This window comes from Quisquiliibacterium sp. (genome assembly GCF_982640115.1).
The window spans coordinates 1-22681 of the sequence record NZ_CEXFHW010000042.1 but is presented as its reverse complement, the minus strand read 5'-3'; the positions used below and the strand labels follow the sequence as shown (position 1 = coordinate 22681).

The following is a 22681-nucleotide window of genomic DNA, read 5'->3' as shown; positions in this document are numbered from 1 at the left end:
GCGTGGCTCTGAACGACATCAACTCCACCCGCCGATTCATCGACCGCGTCAAGCAGTACGGCAGCAAGCTCGCGCTCGATGACTTCGGTGCCGGCTACACCTCCTTCAATTACCTCAAGGAGATCCCGGCCGACTTCATCAAGATCGATGGTTCGTTCGTTCGCGACATCAACCTCAACCCGGCAAACTATTCGATCACGCGCACCATCGTCGACCTCACCCACGAACTTGGCATGCGCAGCATTGCCGAGTGGGCCGAGACGCCTGATACCGTGGCGACCCTTGTCGAGCTGGGGGTCGACTACGGGCAAGGCTACGGACTGGCACGGGCCATGGACAAGAACCTGGTCACCGCTGCGGCATCCTGCGGGGACCTCGTGCGTGACGAGCGGGTGCTCGCGATCATGGCTGCTGGCCCTGCCTACGCCGGCATCACCGCCTCGGGCGGAGCTGCCGTGCGCTGAGCGCGCCGCGCCGAGGGCGCGAACGGTCACGCCGAGCCCCCTGCCCCATCCCGTATCATTCCGGCTCCCTCGCAGATAGGGCGAGCCGGCCGGCTCGCCCTCGCCCCTTGGAGAGCCCATGAGCAGCCTTGCCTATCACCGGGGAGATGACGGCATCGTCGTCCTCACCCTCGACGCGCCGGGTGCCGCCGTCAACACCATGAACGCGGCATTCAAGGCCGACCTCGCAGCCACGGTCGAGCGTCTCGAGGCCGACAGGGAGCACATCGCCGGTGTGCTGCTGCGCTCGGCCAAGACCTCATTCTTCGCAGGTGGTGATCTGCGGGAGATCGCAGCGGTGCAGGCGGCTGACGCGGAACGATTCTTTCGCGGCCTGGAGGCCATGAAGTCGGTGCTGCGCCGGCTGGAACGGCTCGGTCGGCCTGTCGTTGCGATGATCAACGGCCATGCCCTGGGGGGCGGGCTCGAGCTCGCGCTGTCATGCCACCACCGCATCGCGCTGGACGATGATCGCATCCAGATCGGCTGCCCGGAGGCCACACTTGGCCTGCTACCTGGAGCCGGAGGCATCACCAAGAGCGTGCGCCTGATGGGTCTGATGAAGGCCCTTCCCTACCTCATCGAAGGCAAGCGGATTGCCCCGCAGGAAGCAGTGGCAATCGGACTCGTCGATGCGCTGGCGCCAGACATGGCCACCATGGAGTCGATGGCTCGAGTCTGGATCAGCGCTAATCCGACGCCCGTCCAGCCCTGGGATAAACCCGGCCACCGGATCCCCGGCGGCTCACCGTCCAGCCCGGCTGTTGCCCAGATGCTGGCCGGCGCGCCAGCCATGTTGCTGGACAAGACTCGCGGCAACCTGCCCGCACCGGAGGCGGTGCTCGCAGCCGCAGTCGAGGGTGCGCAGGTGGACTTCGATACCGCCATGCGGATCGAGTCACGGTACCTGACCCGACTCGCCACCGGCCAGGTTGCCAAGAACATGATCGGCACCCTGTTCTTCCAGCTCAATGAGGTGAAGGCGGGCAAGAGCCGACCGGGCAACTCGGCGCGGCACAAGGCCGCCCGCGTTGGCATCCTCGGGGCCGGCATGATGGGCGCAGGCATCGCCTGGGCTTGCGCCTCGCGTGGCGTGGCCTGCGTTCTCAAGGACCTTGACATCGCTGGCGCGCAGAAGGGCAAGTCGCACAGCGAGGCCCTGCTTGCGCGACGGGTGGAGCGCGGCACCATGACCTCCGAGGCTGCCCAGCGCACGCTCGCCTTGATCCAGCCCACCGCCGACGCCGCCGATCTCGCCGGCTGCGATCTGGTGATCGAGGCGGTATTCGAGAACCGCGAAGTAAAGGCAAGGGCCACGCGCGAAGCGGAAGCCGTGCTGGGCCAGGATGCCGTGTTCGCCTCCAACACCTCCACCCTGCCAATCAGCGGGCTGGCCAAGGCCAGTGCCCGCCCCGAGCGCTTCATCGGTCTGCATTTCTTCTCGCCCGTGGACAAGATGCCGCTGGTGGAGATCATCCGCGGGCGGCAGACCTCCGACGAAACAGTGGCACGGGCCTTCGACTTCGTGCTCCAGATCGGCAAGACCCCGATCGTGGTGAACGACTCGCGCGGTTTCTACACCAGCCGGGTCTTCGGCAGCTTCGTCAACGAGGGCATGGCACTTTTGGGCGAAGGTGTGCCGCCCGCCTTGATCGAGAACATCGCCATGCAGGCAGGCATGCCCGTCGGGCCGCTGGCTGTGCTGGACGAGGTCTCCCTGAAGCTCGCCGATGATGTGCTGCATCAGGAGCTCGCGGATCTCGCGGCGGAGGCTGGAGCGGCCGGTCATGACCATGATCATGAACACGGTCATACCCACGATCATGGGCACGATCACGACCACGCCCATTGCACGGCTCACGATCACGATCACGATCAGGGGCATGGGCATGGGCATGGGCATGAGCATGGGCATGGGCATGGGCATCATCACGGTCACGAGGCCCACGGTCACGATCACGCGCATGGTCACGCCCACGACCACGATCACGACCACGCCCACGATCACGCCCACGGAGATGCGCATGGGCGTCATCACGACCACGATCATCCCGCCCCTGCCCCAGCGAGCGCCGCAGCACAAGCCGCGGGCAAGCGCACCATCCCGATCAAGGCGGCGCAGTCGCACGGGCACAGCCATTCGGTGAAATCGCGCCGCATGGCCGAGTCCGCGGTCTATGTGCTCGAGAAGATGGCCCACGGCTACAAGCGCATGGGCCGCGCGCATGGCGGCGGCTTCTACGACTATCCCGAGGGCGAGCCCAAGCAGCTCTGGCCCGGGCTCGACGCCTTCGCCAAGGGCCGCAAGCGCCTGCCGGCCCATGAGGACATCCGCGACCGTCTCCTGTATGCCCAGGCCATCGAAACGGTCCGCTGCCTGCAGGAAGGCGTCCTGGAATCCACCCGCGACGCCAATATCGGATCGATCTTCGGGTGGGGCTTCCCCGTGCACACCGGCGGAACCGCCCAGTTCGTGAATCATGTCGGTGTCGTCGCCTTCGTGGCCCGGGCTCGCGAGCTCGCCTCACGTCATGGCGAGCGGTTCGAGCCGCCCGCCCTGCTCATCCGTCTGGCCGCGGAAGGCAAACCGCTGTAGCAGCGCTGGTGCTGCCCGGCACCCCGCACAAGGAGACACCGTCATGCCACGCCAGGAATACCGGGTTCATGAATATCGCGAGCCGGTGAAGCCCCGGCCCGCCGCCACCATCCTGCTGCTTCGCGATGGGGATCAGGGCCTCGAGGTGCTCATGACCCGGCGCTCCATGCAGGCGAGCTTTGCCCCGGGCGCCTATGTATTCCCGGGCGGAGCGCTCGACCCCGCCGACCAGGGCGAGCAGGCCACCCGGCTGTCACGCAGCCGCGAGAGCCAGTCGCACGAGCAGCGCTCGTTCACCATCGCCGCCATCCGCGAGGCCTTCGAGGAACTTGGCGTGCTGCTTGCGCACCTGCCCGATGGCAGCTCCGCCGGACAGGCCCATCTCGATCGGCTGTCCCGCGAACGCGATGCCGACTTCCTCGAACAGATCGAACGCCACGGCATGCGTCTGGCGGTCGACCGGGTCTGGTGGCTGTGCCACTGGATCACCGACCCGGACCTGCCCAAGCGCTTCGATGCGCGATTCTTCGTTGCGCACATGCCGCCCGGACAGGAACCGGTGGCCGACGAGGGTGAGACCTTCGAGCCGGTGTGGATCTCGCCGCGCGATGCACTGCGCCGCCACGCCGAGGGCAGCTTCTCGATGATCTTCCCCACCATCCGCACGCTGGGTCGGCTGTCGGCCTACGCCACCGCGCAGGCGGTGATCGACGCCTGTCCGGGCGAGCGGCCGATGTGGGTATCCTCGCCGCGGGGCGGGCACTTCAAGGGCCAGATCGAGCGCTACTCGGAGCACGAGCCGCCCTATGGTGAACTCGAGCTCGTCTCCCCGGATGGTCGTCTGGTGCACGCGCTCGACTGGCAGCACGAGAAGGCCGTGCCGCTGATGCGGCATGTGCTGCGGCTGACCGCGCCCAACCCCGGGCGCATGACCGGCCCCGGCACCAACACCTACATCATCGGCGAGCCGGGGAGCGGCTTCCTGGTGATCGATCCCGGCCCCGACCTCTCGGTGCATGTGCAGCGCATCGCAGCCATCGTCGGCAAGGATCTGAAGGCAATCCTGTGCACCCACGCGCATCCCGATCATTCCCCGGGCGCGGTGGAGCTCAAGGCGATCACCGGCGCGCCGATCCTGGGCGCACCCTCAGGCCCCAACTTCCGAAGCGAATGGCAGTTCAGCCCCGACCGCACCCTGGTCGATGGCGAGACCGTGTCAGTGCCCGGCGCCACCCTGCGGGTGATCCACACACCCGGTCACGCCTCGAATCACCTTTGCTTCCTGCTGGAGGAGGACGGCCTGCTGTTCTCGGGCGATCACATCAACAATGGCTCCACCGTGGTGATCGATCCGCCCGACGGCAACATGCTCGATTACCTGCGCGCCCTCGAGCGGCTGCTGACCCTGCCCATGCAGTACATCCTGCCCGCGCATGGCTGGGTGCTGGGCTTCGCGCACGAGAGCATCCGACAGCTGATCGCCCATCGGCTCAAGCGCGAGGCGAAGGTGCTCGCTGCTGTCCGCCGCAGCGGCGGTGGCACCATGGATGAACTCGTGAAGCTGGTGTATGACGATGTCGACCCGGTGATGCATCCGGTGGCCAAGCGCTCGCTCTTTGCCCACCTGGAGAAGCTGGTGGCCGATGGCACGGTGCTCGCCATGCAAGAAGGGCGCTGGCAGCCGGCTGGCTGACAACGCCCTTCAGGGGGTCTTGCGGGATCAGGCCGAGCGCGCTGCGTCGTCGGCCGCGGCGGCCTTCATCGACAGGCGCAGGCGGCCCTTGTCGTCGGCCTCGATGGCCTTGACGCGGATCTGCTGACCTTCCTTGAGGTAGTCGGACACCTGGTTGACCCGCTCGTTGGCGATCTGCGAGACATGCAGCAGGCCGTCACGGCCCGGCAGCACCTGCACGATCGCACCGAAGTCGAGGATCTTGAGGACGGTGCCCTCGTAGATGCGACCGATCTCGACCTCGGCCGTGAGGCCCTCGATGATGCCCTGGGCCTTCTTGGCCGCCCCGGAGTCGACCGCGGCGATGGTGATCGTGCCGTCGTCCTGGATGTCGATGGTGGTGCCGGTCTGCTCGGTGATCTGGCGGATGGTGGCACCGCCCTTGCCGATCACATCGCGGATACGCTCCGGATTGATCTTCATGGTGTACATGCGCGGCGCGAAGTCGGAGAGCTCCTGACGGGCGCCGCCAACCGCGCTCTTCATGTGGCCGAGGATGTGCATGCGGCCTTCACGGGCCTGCGCCAGCGCCACCTGCATGATCTCCTTGGTGATGCCCTGGATCTTGATGTCCATCTGCAGCGCGGTGATGCCCTGTTCGGTGCCGGCCACCTTGAAGTCCATGTCACCGAGGTGATCCTCGTCACCAAGAATGTCGGTGAGCACGGCGAAGCGGCCGCCGTCCTTGATGAGGCCCATGGCCACGCCGGCCACATGCGCCTTCATGGGCACGCCGGCGTCCATCAGCGCGAGGCAGCCGCCGCACACCGAGGCCATCGACGAGGAGCCGTTGGATTCGGTGATCTCGGACACCACGCGCAGCGAGTAGGCAAACTCCTGGACGGTGGGCAGCAGCGGGCGCAGCGCGCGCTTGGCCAGGTTGCCGTGACCGACCTCGCGCCGCTTGGGCGAGCCGAAGCGGCCGGTCTCGCCGGTGGCAAACGGCGGCATGTTGTAGTTGAACATGAAGCGATCCCGGTACTCGCCGGTGATCGCATCGATGATCTGCTCATCGCGAGCGGTGCCCAGGGTGGCAGCCACCAGCGCCTGGGTCTCGCCGCGGGTGAAGAGCGCCGAGCCGTGGGCGCGCGGCAGCACGCTGGAGCGGATCGCGATCGGGCGCACGGTGCGGGTGTCCCGGCCGTCGATGCGCGGCTCACCGGAAAGGATCTGGCCGCGCACGATGCGCGACTGGATCTCGAACAGGATGTTGCCCACCTCGTTGCTGTCAGGCACAGGCTGGCCGGCAGCCTTGGCTTCCTCGACCACCTTGGCAGCCACGCCGTTCTCGAGGTTGCGAACCCGGGTGGTGCGCTCCTGCTTGTTGCGAACCGCGTAAGCGGCCCGCATGTCGGCCTCGGCGAGTTCATTGATGCGCGCGATCAGGGCCTCGTTGCGGGCCGGCGGCTGCCAGTTCCACTCGGGCTTGCCGCCCTCGGCCACCAGTTCGTCGATGGCGGCGATGGCGGTCTGCATCTGCTCGTGACCATAGACCACGGCGCCCAGCATCACGTCTTCGGGCAGCTGGTGGGCCTCGGACTCGACCATGAGCACGGCGGCATCGGTGCCGGCGACCACCAGATCGAGCTTGCTCGAGGCCATCTGGCTGGCGCTGGGGTTGAGCACGTACTGGCCGTCGATGTAACCGACGCGGGCCGCGCCGATCGGGCCGCTGAACGGGATGCCCGACACGGCCAGCGCCGCCGACGCGGCAATCATGGCCGGGATGTCGCTGTCGACCTCGGGGTTGCTCGAGACCACCTGGACGATGACCTGGACCTCGTTGTAGAAGCCGTCAGGGAACAGCGGGCGGATGGGGCGGTCGATGAGCCGGCAGATCAGGATCTCGCGCTCGGTGGGACGGCCTTCGCGCTTGAAGAAGCCGCCGGGAATGCGGCCGGCGGCGTAGAACTTCTCGACATAGTCGACGGTGAGCGGGAAGAAATCCTGCCCGGGCTTGGCGCTCTTGGCGCCGACCACCGAGGCGAGCACCACGGTGTCATCCATGTTGACCAGCACTGCGCCAGAGGCCTGGCGGGCGATTTCGCCGGTTTCCAGGGTGACGGTGTTCTGGCCCCACTTGAAGGTCTTGCGTGCGATTTGAAACAAGGTGCTTTCCTTTCGAGACATTGCCCGCGCGGTCAGCCGGCGGCGCGGTTCGCCTGCGATTGATCAGACGAAAAAACAAAGGCCCGCAAGCGAATGCCTTGCGGGCCTGCTGGTGCTGCCATCAACCCGGGTTGGTCGGGAGCAAGCGCTTCAACCCCGGAGACCCAGTCTTTCGATCAGGGTCTTGTAGCTGGCCTGATTGGTGGACTTGAGGTAGTCGAGCAGCTTGCGGCGCCGGCTCACCATCTTGAGCAGGCCCCGACGGGAGTGGTGATCCTTGGTGTGGGTCTTGAAGTGACCGGTGAGGTCGTTGATGCGGGCGGTGAGCAGCGCCACCTGAACCTCCGGCGAGCCGGTGTCGTTCTTGGCACGCTGGAAATCGGCGACGATCTTCGCCTTGTCTAGGGTTTCGACGGTCATGGTTTCCCTTGGAGAACTTGCGGCATCACTGGGATGGTGAGCCGTGCGGTTGAAAACAGAAGATTATAGCCCGCAGCAGGCGGGCCGGACAAGCACCGCTCAGGTGCGCGGCAGGGTCACGCCGAGCTGGCCCTGGTACTTGCCGCCGCGATCGCGGTAGGAGGTCTCGCAGACCTCATCGGACTCGAGGAACAGCACCTGGGCGCATCCCTCGCCGGCATAGATGCGCGCCGGCAGCGGCGTGGTGTTGCTGAACTCCAGGGTGACGTGGCCTTCCCACTCCGGCTCGAGCGGGGTCACATTGACGATGATGCCGCAGCGGGCATAGGTGGACTTGCCCAGGCAGATGGTGAGCACGCTGCGCGGGATGCGGAAGTACTCCATGGTGCGCGCCAGCGCGAAGGAATTGGGCGGGATGATGCAGACATCGCCCTTGAAGTCGACGAACGAGCCCTCGTCGAAATCCTTGGGGTCGACGATCGTGCTGTTGATGTTCGTGAAGATCTTGAACTCGTCGGCGCAGCGGATGTCGTAGCCGTAGCTCGAGGTGCCGTACGAGACGATGCGCCGGCCGTCGCGCTCGCGCACCTGGCCGGGCTCGAAGGGCTCGATCATGCCCTGGGCGGCCATGCGGCGGATCCACTTGTCGGACTTGATGGTCATGGGCGCAATCCTGAGGAGACTGGCCGCGATGATAGCGCGGTGCCGCGGCTCAGCCGCCGCCGCGCTGGGTGTGGAAGTCGAAGCCGCGGATCCAGTCACGGGCCTGCACGGCGTGCTCGGGCGGGTACACGAACTGGACCTGCAGCGCCCGGAAAGTGATCAGGCCGAGCCTGCGCGGCGGCGCGGGCGACACCCGAACCTCGAGCATGAAATCGGCCACCGGCACGCGGATGGCATGGTCATCGGCCTGCAGCACCGGCAGGCCGGTGAACTCGCGCAGCCAGCGTTCGAGATCGGCCCGGCTGCAGCCCATCTCCCGGCTGTCGCCAAAGCCTGCGCCAAGGCCGCTCATGCGCTGCTCAACCGCCCGCGATCGGCGGCCAGATCGCCAGCGCCTCGCCTTCCTGCAGCACACGGCTGGCCCGCTGCGCGGGCGCCACGTAGGTGCCATTGACCAGCACCAGATGCACCAGCTTCGAGGGCAGGTTGAATCGGTCGATCAGCGCCTGCACCGAGGTGCCCTCGGGCACTTCCAGCACGATGGCATTGCCCTCGCGGGAACGCCCGTCCACCTGCTGCGGCAGGTGGTCGGAGAGCATGGCAAAGAGCTTGAAGGTGATCAGCATGCAGGCGTCCGCGGAGCCGTTCAGCGGGAGGAGCCGCGCGAGCGGCCCTGCCATTCGCCCTGGGCCTGCGCGCTGGCGAGATAGGCTTCCATCAGCCGGGTGGGGTCCTGCTTGAGCGCCTCCTTCCAGCGGCCCAGGCGCACGCCACGCTCGACCAGGTTGCGCATGACGCCGACATGCTCGGTCATGCCCAGGCTGTTGGCGCCCACCACCACATCGTCCTTGAACTCCAGGCGCAGGTAGCGGAAGCGCTGCGGATCGGCGAGCTCGACATGGTCGCCGCCCGGCACGCCCTCCCACTGACCGAACGAGGTGGAGACGAGCCCGAGGGTGTCGAGGACATTGATCTGGGTGACGCCGCGCAGCTGATTACGGTGGCCGGCCATGTTCATGGCGGCCACATAGGCCTGGTCGACCGCATTGGGCTGGATGGCCGACACGATGGTCTTGCCCACCACCGGGTCGAAGGCCTCGGCGCAGTCGCCGGCAGCGTAGACGCCCGGCACGGCTGTCTGAAGGGTCTCGTCGACCAGCACACCCTGCAGGCAGCGAACCGGCGAGTTGGCCAGGAAACCGATGTTCGGCTTCACGCCGGTGGCCTGGATGACCAGATCGAAGTCCTCCGAGCGGCCGTTGGACAACCGCGCGCGCACCTTGTCGCCCGGCTCGAGAGCCTCGACCCGGGTGCCGGTGAACACGCGCACACCCTTGGTCTGGCACCAGTCCTTGATCATGCCGCCGGCGCCCGGACCCATCATGCGCGGCACCATGCGGTCCCCCATCTCGACCACGGTGAGCTGCACGCCGCGCTGAGCCAGCGCCTCGAGGATGATGCACCCGATGAAGCCGGCGCCCATCTGCAGCACCCGGGCGCCTGGCTTGGCAAGCTGCTGGATGCTGCGGGCATCGCGCAGCGTCCAGCAGGGATGCACATAGGGCGAGTCGAGGCCCGGAATGGGCGGACGCACCGGCTGCGAGCCGGTGGCGATCAGGCAGCGATCGAAGGGCAGCACCCGGCCGTCGGAAAGCGCCACGGTGCGCGCCTGCGCGTCGAGGCTCACCACACGGCCCTGCACGGTGCTGATGCACAGACGGTCGAAGTGGCCCGGATCCTTGCGCAGGTAGGTGCCGGCTTCCGGGATGTTGCCGATCAGCAGGTAGGGGATGGCCATGCGCGAGTACGAGGGCTCGGGCTCGTCGCCGATCAGCCAGATCTCGTCGTTGGGCCGGTGCTTGCGGATGGTCTCGGCCGCCACCACGCCGGCCGGGCCGTTACCGATGATCACATGCTTCATTGCTCGCTCCTGTGCCAGCCGGGCTGCGGCACGGCCGCAGCGCCAGCGGCGCCAACTGAAAAAAAGGGCGACCCTCGGCCGCCCTGATTGCTGCGCGAAGCAGGCTGAGCGTTTACAGACCCAGCCGCGAACGGGTCTCGGCCTTGAGCTGGCCTTGCTCGTCCCAGCCACGGACCTGATAGTACTCGGGCACCATCTTGTCGATGCCGCTGACCAGGCCCTTGGCCGGACCGGTCTGGGCCGGTTCGGTCTTCAGGCGCGGCGGCAGGTCGTCATCCTTGCGGGTGAAGCCGGCGCGGTTGTTGAAGTCGCGCTCGAGGTTCCAGATGCGCTCGCCGATGAGAGCGACATTCTCCATGGTGTACTCGTCACCACAGGCAGCCGCCACCTGGGGCGCCAGATCGGCCAGCGTCCAGGCGAAGGTGGTGAACACGCACAGGCCGGAGGAGTCGAAGGCCGCGGTGGCATCCTGGAAGGCCTTGACCAGATCGGCCTTGCCCTCGGTGACCAGGGGATCGGTCTTCACCGGGATGCCCAGGATCTCGGAGGCGACGGTGTAGGAGCGCAGATGGCAGGCGCCGCGATTGGAGGTGGCGTAGGTCAGGCCCATGCCCTGGATGCCGCGCGAGTCATAGGCCGGGAACTCCTGGCCCTTGACCGACATCGACAGCTCGGGATGCCCATACTTGGCGCACAGCCGCTTGGAGCCCTGACCGAGTTCCTTGCCGAAGCCCTCGCCACGCGCAGTGAGCTCGGCGAGCTTGACCAGCGCTTCGGCCGACCCGAAGGTGAGCTCGAGACCGCCGGTGTGCTCCTTGGTGAGCACGCCCATGTCGTAGAGCTCCATAGCCGCGCCGACGGTGGCCCCGAAGGAGATGGGGTCGTAGCCGTCTTCGTTGCACAGCATGTTGGCGTACTGCAGGGCTTCGAGATCCTTGATGCCAGGGGCAGCGCCCAGCGCCCAGGCCGCCTCGTACTCGAGGCCGCCGGAAGCACCCCAGTACTCGGGCTTGTTCTGCACCGAGAAGTGGGTTTCGTCCATCTTGGAGATGCGGCCGCAGGCGATGGTGCAGCCGAAACAGGCCTGGTTGGTGACCAGATGCGACTTGCCATCGGTGGGCCGTTTTTCGGCCATGGCCTCGGCCGAGATGCGGCTGGCGCCCTCGAACTGCACATCGCGGTGGTTGCGGGTGGGCAGCGCGCCGGTCTCGTTGATGACGTTCATGAGGACCTGGGTGCCGTAGGTGGGCAGACCCTGGCCGGTGACCGGGTGGTCGTGAAGGATCTTCTTCTTCTCGGCGGTGACCTTCATGAAGGCCTTGGGATTGTGGATGTTGCCCACGCCCCGGGTGCCGCGCACCGCGATCGCCTTGAGGTTCTTGGAGCCGGCCACTGCGCCCACGCCGGAGCGGCCGGCGGCGCGATGCAGGTCATTGACGATGCAGGCGAAGAGCACCTGGTTCTCGCCGGCCCGGCCGATGGACGACACGCGGGTGAGCGGATCCTGGGATTCCTTCTTCAGGATTTCCTCGGTCTGCCAGGTGGTCTTGCCCCAGAGGTGGGTGGCGTCGCGCAGCTCGGCCTTGTCATCGACCACCGAGAGGTACACCGGCTTGGCCGAGCGACCTTCGAAGATGATCATGTCCCAGCCGGCCATCTTCAGCTCGGCACCCCAGTAGCCGCCCGAGTTGGAGCAGGCAATGGCGCCGGTGAGCGGGCCCTTGGTGATCACCGAGTAGCGGCCACCGGTGGAGGCCATGGTGCCGGTGAGCGGGCCGGTGGCCCAGATGATCTTGTTGTCGGCCCCCAGGGGATCGACCTTGGCGTCGACTTCCTCGACGAAGTACTTGGTGGCAAGACCCCGCTGACCGAGGTATTCGCGCGCCCAGTCCATGCGCAGCGGCTCGCTGACGCAGGTGCCCGCGGTGAGGTTGACCCTCAGGATTTTTCCAGCCCAGGACATGTGTGCGTCTCCTTCAGGTGGCCGAAGGCTGGTTGCCCAGCTTGTCGGCCCATTGCTTCATGCGGTCGAGGCCGGTCCAGTTGGCATCGACATAGGTGATGGCGCCGGTGGGGCAGGCTTCGGCACAGGCCGGTTCGCCGCCGCAGAGGTCGCACTTCTGGACCTTGCCGGTTTCCTGGACGTAGTTGACCGTGCCGAAGGGGCAGGCAATGGTGCAGACCTTGCAGCCGACGCAGACATCGTCGACCACCACCTTGGCGCCCGTGCCGGCGTCGAGCTTGATGGCCTCCACCGGGCAGGCATGCAGGCACCAGGCCTCGTCGCACTGCGTGCAGGTGTAGGGGACCTTGCGGCCGGTCTGATGGAAATCGAAGACCTTGATGCGGGACTTGGCGGTGGCAAAGGTGCCGTAGTTCTCGTAGCTACAGGCCATCTCGCACTGCAGACACCCGGTGCATTTGTCCGGGTTGATGTGCAGGGATTTCTGCATGGTTCCTCCAGTCGGGGTGGATGGGCGGGTCGACACGGGTGCCACGCCCATCCTTGTATTCTCTTATGCAATGACGGACATAGGCAAGGCTGATGACCGGTCTGCCATCCGCGTTCCGGTGTCGCCGCCGACGGGCAGCCTCGGCAGGACCGTTTTGATGCGCCGCAGCAGGCTGCAATCCCGATCCGCGGGGATTTCATTCGCCAGCCGGCCCGTGTCGTGGAACACTCTCGGCTGCGCGTCGGCAAGGCCGCCAGCCCGCTGCTGCCCCGGCCCCTTGGCCGACGCATCGCCACCCCTCAAAGGAGATTCCCCATGGACCACTCCGTCAGCCTGAAGGTCAACGGCAAGGCCGTGACCGTCCAGGTGGAGCCCCGGACGCTGCTCGTCCAGCTGATTCGAGACCACCTCAAGCTGACCGGCACCCATGTCGGGTGCGACACCGCGCAGTGCGGCGCCTGCACCGTGCACCTGAACGGCCGCGCCGTGAAGGCCTGTTCGATCCTGGCCCTGCAGGCGCAGGGCGGCGAGGTCACCACCATCGAGGGGCTCTCGCCCGATGGCCAGCACCCGATGCAGGTCGCCTTCAAGGATTGCCACGCGCTGCAGTGCGGCTTCTGCACGCCGGGCATGGTGATGTCGGCGGTGCAGCTCCTCAAGGACCACCCGGGCGCCACCGAGCAGCAGATCCGCGAGGGTCTCGAGGGCAACCTGTGCCGCTGCACCGGGTACCACAACATCGTGCGGGCGGTGTCGGCCGTGGCCGCCCGCGGCTGAGCAAGGAGCAGCGCATGTACGCATTCGAATACCTCCGGCCCGATACCCCCGCGGCGGCCGCTGCAGCCACCCAGGGCGTCGACGCCCGCTATCTGGCGGGTGGCCAGAGCCTGGTGCAGGCCATGAAGCTGCGCCTGTCGAGCGCCGAGCGCCTGGTCGATCTCGGCGGGCTCGATGCCCTGCGCAGCATCGACGTGACGGCCGACCGGGTCGTGATCGGCGCGATGGCCACCCACGCCCAGGTGCACGCCTCGGCCGCGGTGCGCGGCGCCATCCCTGCGCTGGCCGATCTGGCCGGCGGCATCGGCGACGCGATGGTGCGCAACATGGGCACGATGGGCGGCTCCTTGGCCAATGCCGATCCGGCAGCCTGCTACCCGGCAGCCGCCGTGGCTCTCGGTGCCACCATCCGCACCGATCGGCGCGAGATTGCCGCCGAGGCCTTCTTCACCGGCCTGTACGAGACCGCGCTGCAGCCGGGCGAACTGATCCTCTCGGTGAGCTTCCCGGTGCCCACGCGGGCAGGCTATGTGAAGTTCAAGCAGCCGGCCTCGCGCTTCGCGCTGGTGGGCGTGATGGTCAGCCAGTCGCCGGCGGGCGTGCGGGTGGGCGTCACGGGCGCCCGTGCCTGCGTGTTCCGCTGTTCGGAGCTGGAGGCCGCCCTGAGCGCGAGCTTCACGCCCGAGGCGGCGGCCGCGGTCAGGTTGCCGGTGGCCGGCATGAATGCCGACCTGCACGCCTCGGCCGAGTACCGCGCCGCCATGGTGGTCACCACGACCGCCCGGGCCGTGAAGGCCGCGCTCGGCCGCTGAACGCCGCATCCGCCCGCCCAGGCCCGCGCCCGGGCGGGCAGTCCCTCACGGGCCGCTCGGCCCGTCGCACCCCTTCCCCGCCATGACCGCCATCACCGATGTCGACCACCTGATCGCGGTGCTCGCCGATCAGCAGTATGTGGCCGACCGCCGGCTGGCCACCTCGGTGTTCCTCGCCCTGCGCCTGCAGCGCCCGTTGCTGCTCGAGGGCGAGGCCGGCGTGGGCAAGACCGAACTCGCCAAGGCTCTGGCCGCCGCACTCGGCGTGCCGCTGATCCGCCTGCAGTGTTACGAGGGGCTGGACATCGCGCAGGCCGCCTACGAATGGAACGTGCCGCGCCAGATGCTCGAGATCCGGCTGGCCGAGGCGCTCGGCCGCGATGATCGCGACACGCTGTCGGCCTCGCTCTACCGGCGCGAGATGCTGATCGAGCGCCCGCTGCTGGCCGCGCTGACGCAGGAGCGCGCGCCGGTGCTGCTGATCGACGAGCTCGATCGTGCCGACGAACCCTTCGAGGCCTATCTGCTGGAGATGCTGGCCGAGCGGCAGATCACCATCCCCGAGATCGGCACGATCCGCGCGGCCCATCCGCCGATCGTGCTGCTCACCTCCAACCGCACCCGCGAGCTGCATGACGCGCTGCGCCGGCGCTGCCTCTACCAGTGGGTGGACTATCCCGATGCGGCGCGCGAACTCGCCATCCTGAGGCAGCGCGCCCCGGGCGCGTCGCAGCGGCTGGCCGCCGAGGTGGTGGCCTTCGTGCAGCGCATGCGCGAGCTCGAGCTCTTCAAGGCGCCCGGTGTGGCCGAGGCCATCGACTGGACCAACGCCCTGCTTGCCCTCGACGCGATGGCGCTTGATCCGGCCTCCATCGAGGCCACCCTCGGGGTGCTGCTCAAGTACCAGGACGACATCGCCCGGCTGCCCGGCGGCGACATCGCGCAACTGCTCGACGAGCTCCGCGCCCGCGGCCTGCCCGCGGCCTGATCCGTGTCCGGAGAACTCGCCGGCAACGTGCTGCGCTTTGCGCGCGTGCTGCGCGCCGCCGGCATGCCGGTGGGCACCGACCGGGCCTTGCGCGCCGTGGCGGCCCTCGAGGTGGTGGGCGTGACGCGCCGCGACGATGTGCATGCCGCGATGTCGGCCGTGATGCTCGACAGCCATGCCCAGCAGCCGGTCTTCGATGCCGCCTTCGACGCCTTCTGGCGCGACCCCCGCCTGCTGGAGCGGGTGCTGGCCAGTCGTCTGCCTCAGGCTGCAGAGCCCGCCGGGGCACCGGGGCCACGCGGCAACCGGCGGGTCGAGGAGGCACTGGCCGCGCAGTCGGATACCGGGCTGGCGCGCGAGCCTCAGGCCACCGAGACCCTGGCCGATGCCGCGCTCAGCCACTCGGCGCGCGAGCGCCTGCGCAGCACCGACTTCGAGGCGATGAGCGTGTCCGAGTTCGCACTGGCCGAGCAGCTTGCGCGCACCCTCGTCCTGCCCCTGCGCCCGGTGGTCAGCCGCCGCTTCGCGCCGGCGGCGCGCGGCCGCATCGACCTGCGGGCCAGCCTGCGGGCCATGCCCCGCCAGCCCGACGCGCCCGCCCTCGCCCATCAGCGCCGTCGCCGACTGCCTCCGCCGGTGGTGATGCTGATCGACATCTCCGGCTCGATGGAACGCTACGCCCGCGCGTTCCTGCACTTCGCCCACGGCATCACCCGCCGCCAGCGCAACACCCACACCTTCGTGTTCGGCACCCGCCTCACCGACATCTCACGCTGCCTGCGACACCGCGACCCCGACGAGGCGCTCGCACTGGCCGGACGCGCCGCCAGCGACTGGCAGGGTGGAACGCGTATCGCCAGCAGCCTCGCGGCCTTCAACCGGCAGTGGGCGCGCCGCGTGCTGACCCGCAACGCCTCGCTGCTGCTGGTCACCGATGGCCTTGACCGCGGCGACGTCGGCGAACTCGATCGGGCCGCGGACACGCTCGCCCGCTGGGCGCGGGAAATCATCTGGCTCAACCCGCTCCTGCGGTACGATGGCTTCGAGCCGAAGGCGGCAGGCGTGCGTGCGTTGCTGCCGCACGTCAGCGCCATGGTCCCGGTTCACAATCTGCACAGCCTCGCGGACATCCGCCAGGCCATTGAACGGCAGCGCAGCGCCACCCCCGGCGCGGGCTACGGGCCCGCCCGTCGGCGCAGCGCCGCCTGACACCACAGGATCCGCATCCATGAATCTCCAGGGAGAACGCCGCCTGCCCGCCAGCCCCGCGCAGGCATGGGCGGCACTGAACGACCCGCAGGCGCTCAAGGCCTGCATCACCGGCTGCGAGTCGCTCGAGCTCACCGGCCCCGACGAATACTCGGTGGTGATGGCGGTGCGGGTGGGCCCGGTCAACGCCCGATTCAAGGGCCGGCTGCGGCTGCTCAACATCCAGCCCCTGCAGTCCTACACCATCGAATTCGACGGGCAGGGCGGCGTGGCCGGCTTCGGCAAGGGCTCGGCCGATGTGGCCCTGTCGGCCGATGGCGATCAGACCCTGCTGCGCTACGGCGCCAAGGCGCAGGTGGGCGGCAAGATCGCGCAGATCGGCTCGCGTCTGGTCGATTCGGCCGCCGAGAAGGTCGCCGGCGAATTCTTCGCTGCCTTCGAGAAGTACCTCACCGAACAGGCCGCTGCCGCGGCGCCTGCGGGTGAAACCCCCGGCGCTGCGGCCGAGGGTGTGCCCGAGGGTGCGGCCACTGCCGCGCCGGCAGCCGGCATGCCGGCCGGCGGCGCCACCTCGGCGCCACCGACCCCGCCCCAGCCCGCAGGCGGCGGCTTGCCCTGGGGCTGGCTGGCCATCGGCGCCGCCGTGCTGGCCGCCGCGGTCTGGCTGCTGGCCCGCTGAGCCGAACCCCGGCGAAGGAACACGACATGGACAGCCTCGATCTGCAGGTGCTCAGGCAGGCTCGCGACTGGCGGGCGGAAGGCCATCGGGTATGGCTGGTCACGGTGGTGGAGACCTGGGGCTCGGCCCCTCGGCCGCCGGGTGCGCTGCTCGCGCTGCGCGATGATGGTCTGGTGGTCGGCTCGGTCTCGGGCGGCTGCGTCGAGGACGACCTGATCGAGCGTGTGCGCCAGGGCGAGCGGGTCGACAAGCCCTCCGAGATCCGCTACGGGGTCAGCAAGGAGGAGGCCGCCCGCTTCGGCCTGCCCTGCGGGGGCAACCTGCGCCTGGTGCAGGAGCCGCTCACCGATGCCGCCTGGATCGATGAACTGCTGACGCGCACCGCCCGCCATGAGCTGGTCGGTCGACAACTGCACCTGGCCACCGGCGCGGTCACGCTCGAGCCGGCGCGACGCGGCGAGGCCTTCGCCTTCGATGGCCAGACCCTGCGCGCGGTGTTCGGGCCGCGCTGGCGGTTGCTGATGATCGGTGCCGGCCAGCTCTCGCGCGCCCTGGCCCAGATGGCGCAGATGCTCGACTTCGAGGTGATCTGCTGCGACCCGCGCGAGGAATTCAACACCACCTGGGATCTGCCCGGCACGCGCTACGCCCCCGGCATGCCCGACGATGTGGTGCTCGAGCTCGAGCTCGATCCGCACAGCGCGGTGGTCGCCCTCACCCACGACCCCAAGCTCGATGACATGGCCCTGCTTGAAGCGCTGAAGTCGCCGGCCTTCTATGTCGGCGCGCTCGGCTCGCGGGCCAACACCGCCAGCCGCAAGCAGCGCCTGGCGCTCTTCGATCTCTCGGCCGACGAGATCAACCGGCTGCACGGACCGATCGGCCTCGACATCGGCAGCCGCACCCCAGGCGAGATCGCGGTATCGATCCTGGCCGAGATCATCGCGGTGCGGAACTCGGTCGAACTGCGCCAGAAGAAGCCGGTGGAAGTCACCGGACCGGCCTGCTCCCTCTGACCCGTCACCGGGGCGGCTGTGCCCCGGCTCGAACCGCATGAGCCGCCAGGGCCCGGTTGTCCCGATCCGCCTCGAGTACACGCTGCAGGCGCCCAGCGACGGCCGCCTGCTCGGCAATCCCTTCATGCGGGTGCTGGGAAGCCTGCACAGCCAGGGCTCGATCGCCGGTGCCGCCCGTGAGCTCGGCTGGTCCTATCGGCATCTCTGGGGCTATCTGAAGGCGCGCGAGGCCGAGCTCGGCAGACCGCTGATCCTCTGGGACAAGGGCCGCGCCGCGCGTCTGAGCGAGTTTGCCGAGAAGCTGCTCTGGGCCGAGACCCGGATCATGGGACGGCTGGCCGCGCCGATCGAGAACCTGGCCACCGAGATCAGCCGCGAGCTCTCGCTCGCCTTCGACGACGGTGTGCCGATCGCCGGCTGCGCGGCCAGCCACGATCTGGCGCTGCCCGAGTTGCGACGCCTGTGCGGCGATGCCGGACTGATGCTCGACATCCGCTTCGAGGACAGCGTGGCCGCGCTGCAGTCACTGCGCCGCGGGCAGTGCCGTTTCGCCGGCATCCACCTGCCGCTCGGCGTCCCGGGCCTGGGCGGGCGCGGCTCGGCGATCCACCGCGCCTTCGGGTCACGGCTGCGCCCGGGACGCGAGAAGCTGATCCGGGTGTGCTCGCGCGAACAGGGGCTGATGGTTTCCCCCGGCAATCCGCTGGCAGTCACGGGGCTTGCCGACCTGGCGCGCCTGCGCTTCGTGAACCGTTCGCCGGGCACCGGTACCCGCGTCCTGCTCGATGACCTGCTCGCGCAGTCAGGGGTCGCACCCGCGCGGATCAGCGGGTATGAGGAGGTGGAGGCCAACCATCTGTCGGTGGCCATTGCCGTGGCCACCGGCGCGGCCGATGCCGGCTTCGGGCTGCGCGCGGCCGCGGCCCTGCGGGGCCTGGACTTCATCCCGATCGTGTCCGAGGCGTACTTCCTGGTGTGCGATCGGGCCGTGCTGGATTCGACGCCCGGCGAGCGCCTGCGCGCGGTGCTGGGCTCGGAGGCCTGGCGCGAGGCGCTCGCGGCGCTGCCGGGCTACAACGCCGACGAGGCGGGCAGCGTGGTGTCCTTGCGCCGCACCCTGCCCTGGCTGAGCTGAGCCGGGCAGCGCTCGAGCGACCGGGGCCGCCCCCGGCCGTGCCTTCAGGTGTTCTGCACCACGATGCTCGGAAACTTCGAGCTCATGTCACGTGACTTCTCGGCGATCTTGACCGCCACGGTGCGCGCAATGGTGCGGTACTGCGCCGCGAGTGCGCCGTCGGGGTCGGCCACCACCGTGGGCTGACCGGCATCGGTCTGCTCGCGGATGCGGATGTCGAGCGGCAGGCCGCCGAGATAGTCGACGCCATAGTCGGCGGCCATGCGCTCGCCACCGCCCTGACCGAAGATGTGCTCGCTGTGACCGCACTGCGAGCAGACATGGATGGCCATGTTCTCGACGATGCCCAGAATGGGCACGCCCACCTTCTCGAACATCTTCAGGCCCTTGCGGGCGTCGAGCAGGGCGATGTCCTGCGGGGTGGTGACGATCACCGCACCGGTCACCGGGATCTTCTGCGACAGGGTGAGGTGGATGTCGCCGGTACCCGGGGGCATGTCGACCACCAGGTAGTCGAGATCGCGCCAGTTGGTGTCGCGCAACAGCTGCTCGAGCGCCTGGGTGACCATCGGGCCGCGCCACACCATGGGCGTGTCGGTGTCGATCAGGAAGCCGATCGAACTGGCCTGGATGCCATGGCCCTCCATGGGCTCGAGCGTCTTGTTGTCACGGGTCTCGGGCCGGCCCGAAATGCCGAGCATGGTCGGCTGCGAGGGGCCGTAGATGTCGGCATCGAGCATACCCACGGTGGCGCCCTCGGCGGCCAGCGCGAGTGCGAGGTTGACCGCGGTGGTGCTCTTGCCCACGCCGCCCTTGCCCGAGGCCACGGCGATGATGTTCTTCACGTTGGGCATGAGCTTCACGCCCCGCTGCACCGCGTGGGCGATGATGCGCTGGTAGACATTGGCGCTGACATTGGCCACGCCGGGCAGCGTGCGCAGCGCCGCGATCACCTGGCGGCGGATGGGGTCGATCTGCGAGCGCGCGGGGTAGCCGAGCTCGACATCGACGCTTACCGAGTCGTCATCGATGCGGATGTTGCGCGCCGACTTGCTCGCGACGAGATCCTTGCCGGTGTTGGGGTCGACCACACCCGACAGCGCCGAGCGGACATCGGCTTCGGAAACAGGCATTCGGCACTCCTGGAGAAGCCCGCGGCCAGGGGGGCCGCGCGGCGGGCAAGCCGCGGAGTTTAGCAAGTCCGTTTGCTAAGATCGGGGCTTTCCCCCATCAGCTTCGGGCTGCCGCCGCATCGGCAGCGCCCGTCCGGAACCCGCCATGGCCGCGCGCCGCCTGTTCGTCACCACCGCCCTGCCCTACGCCAACGGCTCGTTCCACATCGGCCACTTCATGGAGTACATCCAGGCCGACATCTGGGTGCGATTCCAGCGCATGCGCGGCCACGAGGTGCACTTCGTGTGCGCCGACGATGCCCACGGTGCGCCGATCATGCTCAAGGCCCAGGCCGAAGGCATCGCGCCCGAGGCCCTGGTGGCACGCATCGCCGCCGAGCGGCCGCGCTACCTGCAGGGCTTCCTGATCTCCTTCGATCACTGGCACTCCACGCATTCCCCCGAGAACACCGAGCTGTCGCAGTCGATATACCGGGCCCTGAAGGCCAGCAGCCTGATCGACAGCCGCGAGATCGAGCAGTTCTACGATCCGGTCAAGGGCATGTTCCTGCCCGACCGCTACATCAAGGGCGAATGCCCGAAGTGCGGCGCGCTGGACCAGTACGGCGACGCCTGCGAGGCCTGCGGCGCGGTCTACTCGCCCACCGAGCTGCGCAACCCGCGCTCCACGCTGTCGGGCGCCACGCCGGTGCTGCGCAGCTCCGAACACTTCTTCTTCAGGCTGTCCGACCCGCGCTGCGTGGACTTCCTGCGCAACTGGACCCAGAGCGGCCGTCTGCAGCCCGAGGTGGCCAACAAGGCCCGCGAGTGGCTCGACGGCGAGCGCGGCCTGGGCGACTGGGACATCTCCCGCGACGAGCCCTACTTCGGCATCCCGATCCCCGACGCGCCGGGCAAGTACTTCTATGTCTGGCTCGACGCCCCGATCGGCTATCTGGCCAGCCTGAAGCACCACTTCGACAGCGGCGGCGCGGCCCGGCTCACGCCGCAGGGTTTCGAGGCCTTCCTGGCCGACCCCTCGGTGGAGCAGTACCACTTCATCGGCAAGGACATCATCTACTTCCACACGCTGTTCTGGCCGGCGATGCTGAAGTTCTCCGGCCGCAAGGTGCCCGACAACATCTTCGTGCACGGCTTCATCACCGTGAGCGGCGACAAGATGAGCAAGAGCCGCGGCACCGGCATCTCGCCGCTGCGCTACCTCGACATCGGCATGAACCCGGAATGGCTGCGCTACTACATCGCGGCCAAGCTCAATCCGCATGTCGAGGACATCGACTTCAACCCCGACGACTTCATCGCGCGGGTCAATGCCGACCTGGTCGGCAAATACGTGAATATCGCCAGCCGGGCCTCGAACTTCGTCACCCGCTTCTTCGACGGTCACCTGGCCGATGTGTCCGCCATGCCCGCCTGGACCGAGCTCGATGCCGGGGCGGTGTCCGGCCAGATCGCGCAGTGCTACGAGGGTCGCGACTTCGGCCGCGCGCTGCGCCTGGCCATGGAGTTCGCCGACCGGATCAACCAGGCCTTCGATGCCGCCCGTCCCTGGGAACTGGCCAGGGATGACTCCCGGCGCGCCGAGCTGCAGGCGGTCTGCTCGCTGTGCCTGGCCGGCTTCCAGGCGCTGACCGTCTGGCTCAAGCCGGTGCTGCCGGCTCTGGCTGCACAGGCCGAGACCTTCCTGGGCAGCGGTGCGCTGAGCTGGGACGATGCGCTGCGCGTGCCCACCGTGGTCGGCCGGTACCAGCACCTCACCACCCGGGTCGATCCGCGGCTGCTCGAGGCCCTGATCGCCCCCGAGGCGCCAGCGGCAGCCGACAGACCAGCGCCCGCCGGCGACAAGACTGCAGGCAAGTCCGCCGCCGTGAAGACCGCCTCTGGCAGCTCAGCCGCAGATGGCAAGGCCGCGACGCCCGGGGCCGCGGGCAATGCATCGGCCAACGGCCTGATCAGCATCGACGAATTCTCCCGCGTGGACCTGCGGGTGGCCCGCATCGTGGCGGCCGAGACGGTCGAGGGCTCCGACAAGCTGCTGCGCCTCACCCTCGACTGCGGCGAGCCGCAGACTCGCACGGTGTTCTCCGGCATCCGCTCGGCCTACGCGCCCGAGCAACTGGTCGGCCGGCTCACCGTCATGGTGGCCAACCTGGCGCCCCGCAAGATGAAGTTCGGGGTGTCGCAGGGCATGGTCCTCGCCGCCGGCTGGGACGACCCCGCCCGCGGCGGCGGCATCCATCTGCTCGATCCGCAGGCCGGCGCCGAGCCGGGCATGCGGATCCGCTGAAGGCATGAGGCGCGCCCGATGAGACTGGCGCGCTTCAGGCCGCGGCTGATCGACAGCCTGCAGCACTACAAGCGGCAGGACCTCACCGCCGACCTCTCGGCGGGTCTCACGGTGGGTGTGGTGGCGCTGCCGCTGGCCATGGCCTTCGGCATCGCCAGCGGGGTCAAGCCCGAGGCCGGCATCTTCACCGCCATCGTCGCCGGCTTCCTGATCTCGGCCCTGGGCGGCTCGCGGGTGCAGATCGGCGG

The 22681-nt window shown here is 68.5% G+C and carries 21 protein-coding genes; 12 read left to right on the top strand and 9 right to left on the bottom strand.

The genetic code is table 11. The annotated features are described in order from the left end of the window. The 3 genes from AC2H6A_RS07055 to AC2H6A_RS07045 form a co-directional block, all read left to right on the top strand. A partial coding sequence (locus tag AC2H6A_RS07055; protein WP_484272446.1) for an EAL domain-containing protein occupies positions 1-464 on the top strand: 464 nt, incomplete at its 5' end. Positions 465-582: 118 nt separating this feature from the next. Then, positions 583-3099 carry a 3-hydroxyacyl-CoA dehydrogenase NAD-binding domain-containing protein gene (locus tag AC2H6A_RS07050; RefSeq protein WP_484272445.1) on the top strand — a complete coding sequence of 839 codons (2517 nt, stop codon included), beginning with the start codon at positions 583-585 and terminating at the stop codon, positions 3097-3099. A gap of 43 nt (positions 3100-3142) precedes the next feature. After that, on the top strand, positions 3143-4792 hold the full coding sequence (locus AC2H6A_RS07045) for an MBL fold metallo-hydrolase (protein WP_484272444.1): 1650 nt from the start codon (positions 3143-3145) through the stop codon (positions 4790-4792). A gap of 27 nt (positions 4793-4819) precedes the next feature. On the opposite strand, the gene pnp is transcribed toward AC2H6A_RS07045, so the two are convergent. The 8 genes from pnp to AC2H6A_RS07005 form a co-directional block, all read right to left on the bottom strand. Next, a complete protein-coding gene (pnp, locus tag AC2H6A_RS07040; protein WP_484272443.1) occupies positions 4820-6940 on the bottom strand; it encodes a polyribonucleotide nucleotidyltransferase in 2121 nt (706 codons plus the stop codon). Between the two features lie 150 nt (positions 6941-7090). Further along, positions 7091-7360 carry a 30S ribosomal protein S15 gene (gene rpsO / locus AC2H6A_RS07035; RefSeq protein WP_484272442.1) on the bottom strand — a complete coding sequence of 90 codons (270 nt, stop codon included), beginning with the start codon at positions 7358-7360 and terminating at the stop codon, positions 7091-7093. A gap of 99 nt (positions 7361-7459) precedes the next feature. After that, the gene (gene dcd / locus AC2H6A_RS07030; RefSeq protein WP_484272441.1) at positions 7460-8023 is read right to left on the bottom strand and encodes a dCTP deaminase; all 564 of its coding nucleotides are present in this window, start codon (positions 8021-8023) and stop codon (positions 7460-7462) included. A gap of 49 nt (positions 8024-8072) precedes the next feature. Then, positions 8073-8375 carry a hypothetical protein gene (locus AC2H6A_RS07025; protein WP_484272440.1) on the bottom strand — a complete coding sequence of 101 codons (303 nt, stop codon included), beginning with the start codon at positions 8373-8375 and terminating at the stop codon, positions 8073-8075. Between the two features lie 7 nt (positions 8376-8382). After that, complete coding sequence (gene thiS, locus AC2H6A_RS07020) at positions 8383-8649, bottom strand: sulfur carrier protein ThiS (protein ID WP_484272439.1); 267 nt, start codon at positions 8647-8649, stop codon at positions 8383-8385. Between the two features lie 20 nt (positions 8650-8669). Beyond that, the gene (locus tag AC2H6A_RS07015; RefSeq protein WP_484272438.1) at positions 8670-9944 is read right to left on the bottom strand and encodes an NAD(P)/FAD-dependent oxidoreductase; all 1275 of its coding nucleotides are present in this window, start codon (positions 9942-9944) and stop codon (positions 8670-8672) included. 112 nt (positions 9945-10056) lie between these two features. Next, the gene (locus AC2H6A_RS07010; RefSeq protein ID WP_484272437.1) at positions 10057-11907 is read right to left on the bottom strand and encodes an aldehyde ferredoxin oxidoreductase family protein; all 1851 of its coding nucleotides are present in this window, start codon (positions 11905-11907) and stop codon (positions 10057-10059) included. Between the two features lie 13 nt (positions 11908-11920). Further along, positions 11921-12397: a 4Fe-4S dicluster domain-containing protein gene (locus AC2H6A_RS07005; RefSeq protein ID WP_484272436.1), complete on the bottom strand. Its 477-nt coding sequence runs from the start codon at positions 12395-12397 to the stop codon at positions 11921-11923. Positions 12398-12712: 315 nt separating this feature from the next. Here AC2H6A_RS07005 and AC2H6A_RS07000 point away from each other — a divergent pair, with 315 nt between their 5' ends. From AC2H6A_RS07000 to AC2H6A_RS06970, 7 genes are all read left to right on the top strand, one after another. Next, a complete protein-coding gene (locus AC2H6A_RS07000; RefSeq protein ID WP_484272435.1) occupies positions 12713-13174 on the top strand; it encodes a (2Fe-2S)-binding protein in 462 nt (153 codons plus the stop codon). Positions 13175-13188: 14 nt separating this feature from the next. After that, on the top strand, positions 13189-13986 hold the full coding sequence (locus AC2H6A_RS06995) for an FAD binding domain-containing protein (RefSeq protein ID WP_484272434.1): 798 nt from the start codon (positions 13189-13191) through the stop codon (positions 13984-13986). A gap of 82 nt (positions 13987-14068) precedes the next feature. Continuing rightward, positions 14069-14974: an AAA family ATPase gene (locus tag AC2H6A_RS06990; protein ID WP_484272433.1), complete on the top strand. Its 906-nt coding sequence runs from the start codon at positions 14069-14071 to the stop codon at positions 14972-14974. A gap of 3 nt (positions 14975-14977) precedes the next feature. Further along, the gene (locus AC2H6A_RS06985; protein ID WP_484272432.1) at positions 14978-16183 is read left to right on the top strand and encodes a vWA domain-containing protein; all 1206 of its coding nucleotides are present in this window, start codon (positions 14978-14980) and stop codon (positions 16181-16183) included. Positions 16184-16202: 19 nt separating this feature from the next. Beyond that, entirely contained in the window at positions 16203-16862 is a 660-nt protein-coding gene (locus tag AC2H6A_RS06980; RefSeq protein ID WP_484272431.1) for an SRPBCC family protein, read from the top strand. Between the two features lie 26 nt (positions 16863-16888). Next, positions 16889-17878 carry an XdhC family protein gene (locus AC2H6A_RS06975; protein ID WP_484272430.1) on the top strand — a complete coding sequence of 330 codons (990 nt, stop codon included), beginning with the start codon at positions 16889-16891 and terminating at the stop codon, positions 17876-17878. 37 nt (positions 17879-17915) lie between these two features. Beyond that, the gene (locus AC2H6A_RS06970) at positions 17916-19013 is read left to right on the top strand and encodes a substrate-binding domain-containing protein (protein WP_484272429.1); all 1098 of its coding nucleotides are present in this window, start codon (positions 17916-17918) and stop codon (positions 19011-19013) included. 44 nt (positions 19014-19057) lie between these two features. Here AC2H6A_RS06970 and apbC read toward each other — a convergent pair whose 3' ends face one another. Beyond that, positions 19058-20146: an iron-sulfur cluster carrier protein ApbC gene (apbC, locus tag AC2H6A_RS06965; protein ID WP_484272428.1), complete on the bottom strand. Its 1089-nt coding sequence runs from the start codon at positions 20144-20146 to the stop codon at positions 19058-19060. Between the two features lie 145 nt (positions 20147-20291). Between apbC and metG the strand changes: the two genes are divergently transcribed. Together metG and AC2H6A_RS06955 are read left to right on the top strand one after the other, a co-directional pair. Then, positions 20292-22433, top strand: coding sequence for a methionine--tRNA ligase (gene metG, locus AC2H6A_RS06960; RefSeq protein ID WP_484272427.1), 2142 nt, complete (start codon positions 20292-20294; stop codon positions 22431-22433). Between the two features lie 18 nt (positions 22434-22451). Then, positions 22452-22681: SulP family inorganic anion transporter (locus AC2H6A_RS06955; RefSeq protein WP_484272426.1), on the top strand; the 230-nt coding region annotated here is incomplete at its 3' end.

What these genes read in the sequence shown, in the direction of transcription:
- AC2H6A_RS07050 (WP_484272445.1), top strand. Translation starts at nt 583, where the DNA reads ATGAGCAGCCTTGCCTATCACCGGGGAGATGACGGCATCGTCGTCCTC.
- AC2H6A_RS07045 (WP_484272444.1), top strand. Translation starts at nt 3,143, where the DNA reads ATGCCACGCCAGGAATACCGGGTTCATGAATATCGCGAGCCGGTGAAG.
- rpsO (WP_484272442.1), bottom strand. Translation starts at nt 7,360, where the DNA reads ATGACCGTCGAAACCCTAGACAAGGCGAAGATCGTCGCCGATTTCCAG.
- dcd (WP_484272441.1), bottom strand. Translation starts at nt 8,023, where the DNA reads ATGACCATCAAGTCCGACAAGTGGATCCGCCGCATGGCCGCCCAGGGC.
- AC2H6A_RS07025 (WP_484272440.1), bottom strand. Translation starts at nt 8,375, where the DNA reads ATGAGCGGCCTTGGCGCAGGCTTTGGCGACAGCCGGGAGATGGGCTGC.
- thiS (WP_484272439.1), bottom strand. Translation starts at nt 8,649, where the DNA reads ATGCTGATCACCTTCAAGCTCTTTGCCATGCTCTCCGACCACCTGCCG.
- AC2H6A_RS07015 (WP_484272438.1), bottom strand. Translation starts at nt 9,944, where the DNA reads ATGAAGCATGTGATCATCGGTAACGGCCCGGCCGGCGTGGTGGCGGCC.
- AC2H6A_RS07010 (WP_484272437.1), bottom strand. Translation starts at nt 11,907, where the DNA reads ATGTCCTGGGCTGGAAAAATCCTGAGGGTCAACCTCACCGCGGGCACC.
- AC2H6A_RS07005 (WP_484272436.1), bottom strand. Translation starts at nt 12,397, where the DNA reads ATGCAGAAATCCCTGCACATCAACCCGGACAAATGCACCGGGTGTCTG.
- AC2H6A_RS07000 (WP_484272435.1), top strand. Translation starts at nt 12,713, where the DNA reads ATGGACCACTCCGTCAGCCTGAAGGTCAACGGCAAGGCCGTGACCGTC.
- AC2H6A_RS06995 (WP_484272434.1), top strand. Translation starts at nt 13,189, where the DNA reads ATGTACGCATTCGAATACCTCCGGCCCGATACCCCCGCGGCGGCCGCT.
- AC2H6A_RS06990 (WP_484272433.1), top strand. Translation starts at nt 14,069, where the DNA reads ATGACCGCCATCACCGATGTCGACCACCTGATCGCGGTGCTCGCCGAT.
- AC2H6A_RS06980 (WP_484272431.1), top strand. Translation starts at nt 16,203, where the DNA reads ATGAATCTCCAGGGAGAACGCCGCCTGCCCGCCAGCCCCGCGCAGGCA.
- AC2H6A_RS06975 (WP_484272430.1), top strand. Translation starts at nt 16,889, where the DNA reads ATGGACAGCCTCGATCTGCAGGTGCTCAGGCAGGCTCGCGACTGGCGG.
- AC2H6A_RS06970 (WP_484272429.1), top strand. Translation starts at nt 17,916, where the DNA reads ATGAGCCGCCAGGGCCCGGTTGTCCCGATCCGCCTCGAGTACACGCTG.
- apbC (WP_484272428.1), bottom strand. Translation starts at nt 20,146, where the DNA reads ATGCCTGTTTCCGAAGCCGATGTCCGCTCGGCGCTGTCGGGTGTGGTC.
- metG (WP_484272427.1), top strand. Translation starts at nt 20,292, where the DNA reads ATGGCCGCGCGCCGCCTGTTCGTCACCACCGCCCTGCCCTACGCCAAC.